The following is a 12,753-nucleotide window of genomic DNA, read 5'->3' as shown; positions in this document are numbered from 1 at the left end:
AGAGGTGGGGGCGTAGGCGGGGGGATGATGAAGCCCCAGGGGGTTAACGCCACACTGGCATCGTACCCTCGCTTCTCCGTCTGGGGCCAAGCCCCACAGCAATGAAAGGACTGGATTATGGCCCTCAGCATCAAGAACGTTATCAAACACACTGTCGCAGTTTCCGCGCTGGCTACGCTGGTGCTCTCGTCGTCGGCCTTCGCCAAAATCGAAGAAGGCAAGCTGGTGATCTGGATCAACGGCGATAAAGGCTATAACGGCCTCGCCGAAGTCGGTAAGCAGTTTGAAAAGGACACCGGCATTAAGGTCACGGTCGAACACCCTGACAAGCTGGAAGAGAAGTATCCGCAGGTGGCCGCCACTGGCGACGGCCCGGACATCATCTTCTGGGCCCATGACCGTTTTGGTGGCTATGCCCAGTCGGGCCTGGTGGCCGAAGTCAGCCCGGATAAAGCCTTTAAGGACAAGCTGTTCCCGTTCACCTGGGATGCGGTCACCTTTAACGGCAAGCTGATCGGCTACCCGGTGGCGGTGGAGTCGCTGTCGCTGATTTACAACAAAGACCTGGTGAAAACCCCGCCGAAAACCTGGGAAGAGATCCCGGCGCTGGACAAGACGCTGAAGGCGCAGGGCAAAAGCGCCATCATGTGGAACCTGCAGGAACCCTACTTCACCTGGCCGATTATCGCGGCCGATGGCGGCTATGCCTTCAAGTATGTTGACGGCAAATACGACATCAAAAACACCGGCGTTAACAATGAAGGCTCGAAAGCTGGATTACAGTTCATCGTCGATCTGGTGAAAAACAAGCACATCAGTGCCGATACCGACTACTCGATTTCCGAAGCCGCCTTTAACAAAGGGCAAACCGCGCTGACCATCGACGGTCCGTGGGCCTGGTCAAACCTCGATAAGAGCAAGATCAACTACGGCGTCGCGCTGCTGCCGAGCTTCCACGGCAAGCCGTCAAAACCGTTCGTCGGCGTGCTGACCGCCGGCATCAACGCCGCCAGCCCGAATAAGGAACTGGCGAAGGAGTTTATCGAAAATTACCTGATCACCGATGCGGGCCTGGCTGCCGTCAACAAGGATAAGCCGCTGGGTGCAGTGGCGCTGAAGTCGTACCAGCAGAAACTGGAAAGCGACCCGCGTATTGCCGCCACCATGGCCAACTCCAAAAATGGCGAAATCATGCCGAACATCCCGCAAATGAGTGCCTTCTGGTACGCCGAACGCAGCGCGATCATCAACGCGGTCAATGGCCGTCAGACCGTGCCGCAGGCGTTGAAAGATGTTGAAACCCGCGTCACGAAATAACCTTAGCGTTAGCTGAAATAAAGGGCTGCTTGCAGCCCTGATTCCACAAGGATTGCTGCTATGCCTTTCGCTCAGACCAGCCTGACAACGCCTGCCAAACGACCGCTGAAAACCGCGATCGCCAGGGCGTTGATCGTGCTTTTTGCCCTGCTGGCCGGTTATTTGATTGTGCTGATGTATGCGCAGGGAGAGTACCTGTTCGCCATTCTGACGCTCCTTCTCTCAAGCCTCGGCCTGTTTATTTATGGCAACCGCCGCGCGTACGCCTGGCGCTACGTTTATCCCGGCCTGGCGGGCATGGCCCTGTTCGTGCTGTTCCCGCTGGTGTGCACCATCGCCATCGCCTTTACCAACTACAGCAGCGTCCACCAACTGACCTTCGAGCGGGCGCAGAGCGTGCTGATGGACCGCCAGTTCAGCGCCGATAACGCCTGGAACTTCGCGCTCTATCCGGATGGCGACAAGTGGCAGCTGGCCCTGACCTCGCCGGAAAACGGCGCGGTGATGGTCTCCAAACCGTTCGCCTTTAACGCTACCACGCCACAAACGCTGGAGATGGCGGCGCAAACCCTGCCGGAGACGGAGAAAGCCGGGCTGCGGGTGATCACCCAGAATCGTCAGGCATTAAGCCAGCTGTCGGCCAGACTGGCTGACGGCACCCAGCTGCGCATGAGCTCGCTGCGCCAGTTTTCCGGCACCCAGCCGCTGTATCAGCTAAGTAAAGACGGCAACCTGCTGACCGACAGCCAGAGCGGCAAGGTTTATCGTCCCAATATGGACAGCGGTTTTTATCAGGCGATTGATGCCAAAGGCGGCTGGGAAACCGAGGTGCTGAGCCCCGGTTTTACCGTCGGCATCGGCTGGAAAAACTTCCTGCGCGTAGTGCAGGATGACGGCATCCAGAAGCCGTTCCTGTCGATTTTTGTCTGGACGGTCGTGTTCTCGCTGCTGACGGTTGTCCTGACCACCGCGGTCGGCATGGTGCTGGCCTGCGTGGTGCAGTGGGATGAGCTGAAAGGCAAGGCGGCCTATCGCCTGCTGCTGATCCTGCCGTATGCGGTACCGGCGTTTATTTCCATCCTGATTTTCAAAGGGTTATTCAACCAGAGCTTCGGCGAGATCAACCTGGTACTCAGCACCCTGTTCGGCATCAAACCGGCGTGGTTCAGCGACCCGCTGACCGCCAAAACCATGCTGATTATCGTCAACACCTGGCTCGGTTATCCCTACATGATGATTTTGTGTATGGGCCTGCTGAAAGCCATTCCAGACGACCTGTATGAAGCCTCGGCAATGGATGGCGCCACGCCGGTGCAGAACTTCTTCCGCATCACGCTGCCGCTGCTGATTAAGCCGCTAACGCCGCTGATGATTGCCAGCTTTGCCTTTAACTTTAATAACTTTGTGCTGATCCAGCTGCTGACCAACGGCGGCCCGGACCGGCTGGGCACCACCACACCGGCCGGCCATACCGATCTGCTGGTCAGCTACACCTGGCGCATCGCCTTTGAGGGCGGCGGCGGTCAGGACTTTGGTCTGGCGACGGCAATCGCCACGCTGATTTTCCTGCTGGTTGGCGGCCTGGCGGTCATCAATCTGAAAGCGTCACGAATGAAATTCGATTAAGGAGGCGTTATGGCCATGGTTAAACCGAAGTCTCAGCGGCTCAGGCTGCTGGTGACGCACCTGTTATTACTGAGCTTTGTCGCGCTGATCCTGTTTCCGCTGCTGATGGTGTTTGCCATCTCGCTGCGGCCCGGCAACTTTGCCACCGGCAGCCTGATCCCGGAGACCGTTTCCTGGGATCACTGGAAGCTGGCGCTGGGGATCGCCGTCACCAACAGCGACGGCTGCGTCACGCCGCCACCGTTCCCGGTGATGCTGTGGTTATGGAATTCGATCAAGATTGCGGTGATCACCGCCGCCGGCATCGTCACCCTGTCCACCACCTGCGCCTACGCCTTTGCCCGCATGAAGTTTCGCGGCAAAAGCTCGCTACTGAAAGGGATGCTGATTTTCCAGATGTTCCCGGCGGTGCTGTCGCTGGTTGCCCTTTACGCGTTGTTTGACCGCTTAGGCGTGTACGTGCCCTTCCTTGGGCTGAACACCCACGGCGGGGTGATTTTTGCCTATATGGGCGGCATCGCGCTGCACGTCTGGACCATCAAAGGCTACTTCGAAACCATCGATAACTCGCTGGAAGAAGCGGCGTCGCTGGACGGCGCCTCGCCGTGGCAGGCGTTCCGCCTGGTGCTGCTGCCGCTGTCGGTGCCGATCCTGGCGGTGGTGTTTATTCTGTCGTTTATTGCCGCCATTACCGAAGTGCCGGTGGCGTCGCTGTTATTGCGTGACGTCAACAGCTACACGCTGGCGGTGGGCATGCAACAGTACCTGAACCCGCAAAATTACCTGTGGGGCGACTTCGCGGCCGCGGCCATCTTATCGGCCATCCCGATCACTGCAGTGTTCCTGATCGCGCAACGTTGGTTAGTGGGTGGGCTGACGGCGGGAGGGGTGAAGGGTTAAGATTTTTTACCTGTAATACGGTTATTACAGCTAGTCCTGTGTCCTGGGTGGCCTTCAAGGCCACCCTTTTTTATGTCTGCGTCCGGTCAGAGGACCGACACTTTCCTGCGGCGCTTATCCAGATCCTGAATCAGGCTGTTCACTTCGGCATCGGCAAACATCGCTTCCAGCGTCTGCGACAGCTTGCGTCGCCAGTTCGGATACTGATCGCTGGTGCCCGGCACGTTAACCGGCGCGGCCATATCCAGCCAGTCTTCCGGTTGCAGCCCCAGCAGCGCGCTGGCGCTGTCCGCCACATAGCGTTGCAGGCCACGACGGATCGCCGGCGTCAGCTGGGCGGCCCGGTGCGCGGTTTTCACCGGCACGCAGCCATAGTGATGCAGGCCATCCAGCAAGCCCTGACGGGCCTTCGCCCGGTCGGCGTACAGCGTCTCCAGCACCGCCTCATCGGTGTACAGTCCCAGCGTTTTGCCCAGCGTTAAATCGTCCGCCTGCCAGTAGCTGCGCAGCGTCGGTAAATCGTGGGTGGTCAGCGTCGCCATCGCCTGCACCGGATAGGACTGCGGCGCGCGGAAGCTGTTCTCTGCATCCCGCTCAAAGTAGAGCACTTTGTAGGAGTAAACGCCGCCTTCACGCAGCTTGCTGACAATCTCCACCGGCACCGTGCCCAGGTCTTCGCCAATCACCATGCAGCGGTGGCGCTGGCTTTCCAGTGCCAGAATGGCCAGCAGATCGTCAACCGGGTACTGCACGTAGGCCCCCTTATCGGCGGTTTCACCCGCCGGGATCCACCACAGACGCAGCAGCGCCATCACATGATCAATCCGCAGCGCGCCGCAGTGGATCATATTGGATCGCAGCAGATCGATAAAAGGCTGATAGCCCCGGTTGACCATCGCCCAGGGATCCATCGGCCGCAAATCCCAGTTTTGCCCCTGCGGACCGAGGATGTCCGGCGGCGCGCCGACCGAGGCTTTCAGGCAGTACAGCTCGCCATCACCCCAGGTTTCCGCGCCGCCTTCCACCACGCCCACCGCCAGATCGCGGTATAAGCCAATCGGCATCGCGGCCTGCTGGCTGAGCTGATAACAGCGTTCAATCTGCGTTTCGGCCAGCCACTGCAGCCACAGGTAAAACTCCACCTCCGGCGCCTGCTGCTCGCAAAACGCCCGCACCACCGGACCGCGCGCGTTGCGGTAAGCGTCCGGCCAGGCGTTCCAGCCCTGTGCCCTGCCGGTTTCTTTCTCCAGATGGACATACAGCGCGTCATAGGCCGCCTGCAACCACAGGCTTTCGCCACCCTGCTTCACAAAGCGGGCAAACGCCTGGCGCTGCGCGTCATCCGCCTTGCGCGCCATAAATTGCGGGTAGGCCAGACGCAGCCCCTTCAGCTTGAGTGCCATCACCGCGCTGTAATCCACCCAGTCGGTGGCGCGCACCGCCTGCAGAGCATGCTGCGTTTCCGCCGCCTGCCACCACTGCTGCGCGGCCTCGCTGTGCTGGAAATCGGGCACGGCGGCGACGTCGATATAAATAATATTCAGCCAGCGGCGGGACGAAGGACTGTAAGGGCTGGCCGCTTCCGGATCGCCGGGACAGAGCGCGTGGATTGGGTTGAGGCCGACAAACGCCCCGCCGCGTGAGGCGACCTGACTCAACAGCGTCCCGAGATCGCCAAAATCGCCGATGCCCCAGTTGCTCTCCGAGCGCAGCGTATACAGCTGCACGCAGGCGCCCCACAGCTTTTTCCCCGCCAGCAGCGGCTCCGGTTCGAAGCAGCGTTTCGGCGCGACAATCACCCGGCATTCCCAGCTCTGCGTTCCCTGGGTGAGCGTCAGGCGGTGATAGCCCGCCGCGATCGGCTCCGGCAGCGCCAGCGTCATGCGGCCGTTAACCCTGCCCTGCTGCTCGCTACCGCTCTCCTGGCGAAACTGCCAGCTAAAATCGCCGTCGCCGTTAACCGGCAGGGCAAACCGCTCGCCCCCGGTAAACACCCTGACGGTGGGCACCGGCCTGGCCGGCGGCCGCCGATCGTTGTTCCAGCCCATCGCCTGCAGCAGGTCGCGTTTGGTTTCAGCCGCAATCGCCTGAGGCTTGCCGTGGGCGTTAATAAAGCCGGAGGCAATGCCCGCCTCTCTGGCCGCCTGCTCAAGTGCATTATTTTCCATCGGGGCTCCTCAGCGCTTCGCCTGCCAGATCCGCTGTTGATAATCGCGGATCGATCGGTCGGAACTGAACATCCCGACGCGGGCGGTGTTCAGAATGGCACTGCGCGTCCACTGCGTGGCGTCGCGGTACAGCACGTCCACCCGTTGCTGGGCCGCGCAGTAATCGGCAAAGTCCGCCAGCACCAGATACGGGTCGCCGCCCGACAGCAGGCTATCCAACAGCGGTTTGAACGCGGTTTTATCCCCGCCGCTAAAGAAACCGTTTTCCAGCTCTTTCAGCAGGCTGTTCAGGTGCTTATCCTGCTTACGCAGCTTCAGCGGATCATAACCCGCGCTCAGCAGGGCTTTCACCTCATCAACCGTCTTGCCGAAGATAAAGATATGCTCATCGCCGACCTGTTCAGCAATCTCCACGTTGGCTCCGTCGAGGGTGCCGACGGTCAGCGCGCCGTTCAGCGCCAGCTTCATATTGCCGGTGCCGGAGGCTTCTTTGCCCGCCGTTGAAATCTGCTCCGACACATCCGCCGCCGGGATCATCAATTCCGCCACCGACACTTTGTAATCCGGGATAAACACCACCTTCAGGCGATCGCCGACCAGCGGGTCGTTATTGATTTTTTCCGCCACCTTATTGATGGCGTGAATGATGTTTTTCGCCAGGTAATAGCCCGGCGCGGCCTTGGCGCCAAACAGGAACACGCGCGGCACGCAGTCCCTTTCCGGGTTATCGCGCAGCTGGCGATACAACGAAAGAATGTGCAGCAGGTTAAGGTGCTGACGTTTGTACTCATGCAGACGCTTGATCTGCACATCGAAAATCGCCTCAGGATTGAGGGTGATGCCCATCGTTTGCTGAACATAGTGGGTCAGACGGCGTTTATTTTCCTGCTTGATGTTCTGGTAAGCCTGCTGGAACGCGCGGTCATCGGCAAAGGCTTCCAGTCCTTTCAACGCATCGAGATCGGTCAGCCATTCGACGTTCAGCTTGCTGTCGATCAGCGCGGCCAGCGCCGGATTACACTGCTTCAGCCAGCGGCGCGGCGTGATGCCGTTAGTGACGTTATGGAATTTTTGCGGCCACAGCTGGTGATATTCCGGGAACAGATCCTTGACCACCAAATCGGAATGCAGCGCGGCCACGCCGTTGACCGCAAAGCCGCTGACCACACACAGATTCGCCATGCGCACCTGCTTGTTCTGGTGGATAGAGAGCTTTTCCCACACGCGTTTGTCGCCAGGCCAGCGCTGCTCAACCACCTTTTTAAAGCGGGCATTGATCTGCTTAATCAGCGAGAAATGGCGCGGCAGCAGGCTGCGGACCAGCTTTTCATCCCAGCACTCCAGCGCTTCCGGCATCAGCGTGTGGTTGGTATACGCAAACGTCTGGCTGACAATGGTCCACGCGGCGTCCCACTCAAGCTGTTGCTCGTCCAGCAGAATGCGCAGCAGCTCCGGGATGGCGATGGTCGGATGAGTGTCGTTAAGCTGGATCACCTCATAGCGCGGTAAATCTTCAATTTTGCGGCCAAGGAAATGGTGGCGGCGCAGAATATCGGCCACTGAACAGGCGCACTGGAAATATTGCTGCATCAGGCGCAGACGTTTACCGGCCTGATGGTGATCGTTGGGATACAGCACTTTGGTCAACTTTTCCGCCTCAACGCCCTGTTTTTCTGCCTTGAGGAATTCCCCGTCGTTAAACCGGCCCAGATCAAAAGGCTGCACCGCACCCGCTTTCCACAGGCGCAACGGCTGGGTGACGCCATTCTTATAACCCACCACCGGCAGGTCCCAGGCTTCCCCGCGCAGGGAGAATTCCGGAATCCAGTGTTCGCGTCCGTCATCCTGTTTCAGCAGCATGCCGCCAAAGCCAACATCCACCGACAGCGCGCTGTTGTGGCAGAACCACGGATAGCTTTCGCGGTGCCAGTTATCCGGCGCTTCCTGCTGCTCGCCGTCGCGGAACGACTGGCGGAACAGACCGTACTGGTAGTTCAGCCCATAACCGGTAGCCGGCTGGCCCACGGTGGCCATCGAGTCGAGGAAACAGGCCGCCAGCCGGCCTAAACCGCCGTTGCCCAGCGCCGGATCGACCTCCTGCTCCAGCACGTCCGCCAGCTCAACGCCCTGTTCTTTCAGCACTTCCTGCACAGGCTCCATCCAGCCGAGGTTAATCAGGTTGTTGGCGGTCAGGCGGCCAATCAGAAACTCCATCGAGATATAGTTCACGTGCCGCTGCGGCTGTTTCGCGGCGGGCGGCAGCGGGCTGGCATTCAGCTGTTCCGACAGCGCCGCGCTGGTTGCCTGCCACCACTGGTGCGGCGTCATCTCCTGCGCCTGGTGTAAACCAAAACGCTGCCACTGACGTGTTAACGCCGCCTGAAACACCGATTTATCAAACTGAACCTGCATCACCTTTCCTCGCATCGGGTAAATTTTTCCCATGCTGAAGCTTCACCCATCGCGCGGCATCCTCCCGACAGGGATTAGCGAGGGAGGAGAAAAGGGGGCGTAGTCAGCCGCAGGTCAGCCCAGGGCCCAGGCATGGAAAATCTGATTTTTAAAAATGTGACGAAGTGCGACTAAACGAAACAAAAATCAGTAACGTTCTTGCAATCAATACGTTCCAGGCAGACCTTAAGGAAAACTGATTAATTACGCACACTAAAATAATTAAATCCCCCCACAAAACTTACGCTGAAGCCCCCAAACACGGCTTTGTGGCAGTTAGAGAAGGGGAAACTGTCCTCTGACCTCCGGCAAAAGATACTCATTATGCTTATCCCTTCGAAACTGAGCCGCCCGGTGCGGTTGCAAAATACGGTGGTGCGCGAGCGTTTGTTGACGAGACTTTCCGCTGCACAAAATTACCGCCTGACGCTGGTGACCAGCCCGGCGGGTTACGGCAAAACCACGCTGATGGCGCACTGGGCGTCCGGCAAAAATACCCTCGGCTGGTACTCGCTGGATGAAAGCGATAATCAGCCTGAGCGCTTTGTCAGTTACCTGATCGCCGCCATTCAACATGCGACGAGCGGCCACTGCGCCAAAAGCGAAGCGTTAAGCCTGAAGCATCAGTACGCCAGCCTGCCGGCGCTGTTTGCGCAGCTGTTTGTCGAGCTTTCCGACTGGGATCAGCCGCTGATGCTGGTGATTGATGACTACCATTTGATTTCCAACGCGGCGATCCACGAAGGCATGCGCTTTTTCCTGCGCCATCAGCCGGAAAATGTCTCGCTGCTGATCCTCTCGCGCACCCTGCCACCGTTAGGCATTGCCAACCTGCGCGTGCGCGACCAGCTGCTGGAGCTGAACTCCAGCCAACTGGCGTTTACCCATCCTGAAACGCAGCAGTTTTTCGACTGCCGCCTGAAGGAACCCATTGAGCAGGCCGACAGTAATCGCCTGTGTGATGAGGTCGCCGGTTGGGCCACGGCGTTACAGCTGATCGCCCTGTCCGCCCGCCAGTCGACCACGCCGGCACAGCAGTCGACGCAGCAATCCGCGCGGAAACTGGCCGGGGTTAACGCCAGCCACCTGTCGCACTATCTGGTGGAAGAAGTGCTGGATCGCGTCGATGCGCCGACCCGCGATTTTCTGCTGCGCTGCTCGTTGCTGCGGTCGATGAACGATGCGCTGATCGTCCGTCTGATGGGCGGCGACAACGGTCAGCAGCGTCTGGAAGCGCTGGAAAGCCAGGGGCTGTTTATTCACCGCATGGATGACACCGGCGAGTGGTTTAACTTCCATCCGCTATTCGCCACCTTCCTGCGTCAGCGCTGCCAGTGGGAGCTGGCGTCGGCGATCCCGGCCATTCACCGTGCCGCCGCCGAAGGCTGGCTGGCGCTGGGTTTCCCGGCCGAGGCGATCCACCACGCGCTGGGTGCGCAGGACACCACCATGCTGCGCGATATCATGCTGCAACATGCCTGGGCGCTGTTCAATCAAAGCGAGCTGGCGTTGCTGGAAGAGTGTCTGAACGCGCTGCCGTATGACCAGATGATCCTCAATCCGAAGCTGGTGCTGCTACAGGCCTGGCTGGCCCAGAGCCTGCACCGTTACGAGGAAGTGGACGCGCTGCTGTCCCGCGCCGAAGGGGAAATGCAGTTGCGCAATATCGCGATGGCGCCCGATTTAACTGCCGAATTCGATGCGCTGCGGGCGCAGGTGGCGATTAACGATGGTCGTCAGGAAGAGGCCGGTCAGCTGGCGACCGAAGCCCTGCGCTTTTTACCGCACGACAGTTATTACAGCCGCATTGTCGCGACCTCGGTCACCGGCGAAATCCAGCACTGCAAAGGCGATCTGGCCCGTGCGCTGCCGCTAATGCAGCAGACCGAGCAGATTGCCCGACGTTATCAGGTCTACCATTACGCGCTGTGGGCGCAGCTGCAACAGAGTGAAATCCTGATTGCGCAGGGCTTTTTGCAGGCCGCTTTTGAGATGCAGGACCGCGCATTTGAGCTGGTGCGCGAACAGCACCTTGAGCAGTTGCCGTTGCACGAATTCCTGCTGCGGTTGCGTTCCCAGGTGCTGTGGTCCTGGTCGCGGCTGGATGATGCCGAAGCCGCCGCCCGTCAGGGCCTGATGGTACTGACTAACTTCCAGCCGCAGCAGCAGTTGCAGTGCCTGGCGATGTTGGCGAAATGCGCGCTGGCACGGGGCCAGCTGGATAATGCCCACCACTATCTGCAACGCTGCGAAACCCTGCTGAAACACGGCAAATACCATATCGACTGGCTGACCAACACCGATAAAATCCGCGTAATTTACTGGCAGATCACCGCCAATAAACCGGCGGCGCGGCAGTGGTTGCAACAGACGCGTAAACCCGGCGTGGCGGATAACCATTTCCAGCAGGGCCAGTGGCGCACCATCGCCCGCGTGCAGATTATGCTGGAACAGTTTAACGAGGCCGAAGTGGTGCTGGACGAGCTGAACAGCAATGCCCGCCAGCTGCGCCTGCTCAGCGATCTGAATCGCAACCTGCTGTTAAGTAATCTGCTTTACTGGCACACCGGGCGTAAAAGTGAAGCGCAGCGGGTGCTGATTGAAGCACTGGGGCTGGCGAACCGCACCGGCTTTATCAGCCACTTTGTGATTGAAGGCGAGATGATGGCGCAGCAGTTAAGGCAGCTGCTGCAGCTGAATCTGTTGCCGGAACTGGAACAGCGGCGTGCACAGCAGATCCTGCGCGAGCTGAATCAGCACCATCGCCACAAGTTCGCCCACTTCGATGAAAGCTTCGTCAACAAGCTGCTGACCCATCCGCAGGTGCCGGAATTGATCCGCACCAGCCCGTTAACCCAACGTGAATGGCAGGTGCTGGGGCTGATTTATTCCGGCTACAGCAACGAGCAGATCGCCGGAGAGCTGGCGGTGGCGGCCACCACCATCAAAACCCACATCCGCAATCTGTATCAGAAGATGGGCATTGCGCACCGTCAGGATGCAGTGCAACAAGCCCAGCATCTGCTGTCGGTGATGGGCTACCACTAACTCACCAGATGGGTCTTATCGATACGTCGCAGGCCCATCGCCAGCAGTAAACTGCCCGCCAGCGTCAGGGAAAACACCAGCGGGATATCGATAAACGGATGGTCGGTGTGATCCAGATGATGGGTACGCATAAAGTGGATAAACAGCGCGTGGAAGCCATAAATCGGCAGTGAATGGCGCGAGATCAGCGCCAGAAACGGCAGCGGTCGCTGATTGAGGCAGTTTTTAAACAGCACCAGCAGGCTGACGGCGGCAATAAACACCACCGGCCCGCAGTAGAGATACCAGGTGTCGGCAAAGGCACCGTTGATCGCCATCTGCTTTTTGGTCCCCATCGCAATCCCCGCCACGCTGGCAATAAACACCACGCCCGCCAGCCAGCTGATACCGCGTCGGTTGGTGTCCATCATGCCAATTGCCCGGCCAAACAGCGCGTACAGCACGTAGTAAAAACTGTCCCCGCTGAGATACAGATTGAGCGGCAGCCAGTGGAACGGCCCGACCGATTGATCGAGGGTATTCGGGTTGGCCAGCACCGCCAGCACCAGCGTCACAATCGCCAGATAGCCGGCGCGCACGGCTTTCACCTGGATCAGCGGGGAAAGCAGGTAGATCGGGATGATCGCGAAGAAGAACCACAGATGGTAGAACACCGGCTTTTGCAGCAGGTGCTTGATGGAAATCCCCTGATTGATTGGCGTCAGCCAGGTGATATACGCCAGCGCCACCAGGCTGTAAAAGGCCAGACAGAGCACGATGCGCAGGAAATGACGACCCTGCGCACTGCGTTCACCAAAGAACAGATAACCCGAAATCATAAAGAAAAGCGGCACGCACACGCGCGAGGCGGAATTCAGCAGGTTGGAAACATCCCAGGTGTGCTCGCCGATGGCCGTACTGTTGGTCACATACCAGGTGGTGGTATGGATCATGATCACCATCAGACAGGCCACCGCGCGCAAATTATCTATCCAGCCAATCTTTTCCTTCATGTCCTTCATGCCGTCCTCAGTTCCAGCGTTAGTGCGTACCAGAGGGTAGCCGGACGGCGATTGTTCAACAACCTTTGCGGTGAGAAATCGGAGGACGCCGAGCGGATAAAGCCAGCTTGTGGGTTGGTAAAGCCTGAGTGAAGGAGCGATGGGGGATCGCCATCATAATGCGATGATTCACCGACGGAATAACCGCGTTCAGTTATTTGACCGACGGCTTCTTCCTTACATTCAGCTTTAAATCCTGGTAT

7 protein-coding genes are annotated in these 12,753 nt (G+C 59.0%); 4 read left to right on the top strand and 3 right to left on the bottom strand.

Annotation, left to right across the window (positions count from 1 at the left end; all coding sequences use genetic code 11):
- Positions 1-117 precede the first annotated feature (117 nt).
- Genes malE through malG form a run of 3 tightly spaced genes read left to right on the top strand, consistent with a single transcriptional unit; the run spans position 118 to position 3,843 of the window.
- Positions 118-1,317, top strand: a complete 1,200-nt coding sequence (gene malE / locus AC0IXH_RS18295) for a maltose/maltodextrin ABC transporter substrate-binding protein MalE (RefSeq protein WP_471720808.1) — start codon at positions 118-120, stop codon at positions 1,315-1,317.
- A 60-nt stretch (positions 1,318-1,377) separates the two neighbouring features.
- Positions 1,378-2,943 carry a maltose ABC transporter permease MalF gene (gene malF, locus AC0IXH_RS18290; RefSeq protein ID WP_471720807.1) on the top strand — a complete coding sequence of 522 codons (1,566 nt, stop codon included), beginning with the start codon at positions 1,378-1,380 and terminating at the stop codon, positions 2,941-2,943.
- 9 nt (positions 2,944-2,952) lie between these two features.
- Entirely contained in the window at positions 2,953-3,843 is an 891-nt protein-coding gene (gene malG / locus AC0IXH_RS18285) for a maltose ABC transporter permease MalG (protein ID WP_471720806.1), read from the top strand.
- Between the two features lie 86 nt (positions 3,844-3,929).
- Here the strand turns inward: malG and malQ are convergent, their stop codons facing one another.
- Positions 3,930-6,011 (bottom strand): 4-alpha-glucanotransferase, encoded by a 2,082-nt coding sequence (gene malQ / locus AC0IXH_RS18280; RefSeq protein WP_338572584.1) that lies wholly within the window; start codon positions 6,009-6,011, stop codon positions 3,930-3,932.
- 9 nt (positions 6,012-6,020) lie between these two features.
- Positions 6,021-8,423: a maltodextrin phosphorylase gene (gene malP / locus AC0IXH_RS18275; RefSeq protein ID WP_471721161.1), complete on the bottom strand. Its 2,403-nt coding sequence runs from the start codon at positions 8,421-8,423 to the stop codon at positions 6,021-6,023.
- 363 nt (positions 8,424-8,786) lie between these two features.
- On the opposite strand from malP, the gene malT reads away from it, so the two are divergent.
- Complete coding sequence (gene malT, locus AC0IXH_RS18270; RefSeq protein ID WP_471720805.1) at positions 8,787-11,510, top strand: HTH-type transcriptional regulator MalT; 2,724 nt, start codon at positions 8,787-8,789, stop codon at positions 11,508-11,510.
- Here the strand turns inward: malT and AC0IXH_RS18265 are convergent.
- Positions 11,507-12,502 (bottom strand): acyltransferase, encoded by a 996-nt coding sequence (locus AC0IXH_RS18265; RefSeq protein WP_053141597.1) that lies wholly within the window; start codon positions 12,500-12,502, stop codon positions 11,507-11,509. The genes malT and AC0IXH_RS18265 overlap by 4 nt on opposite strands.
- Positions 12,503-12,753: the final 251 nt, after the last annotated feature.

Source organism: Erwinia sp. AC075 (assembly GCF_979253995.1).
Note: the sequence above shows the minus strand (reverse complement) of the source record. Positions and strands in the feature narration are given on the sequence as shown.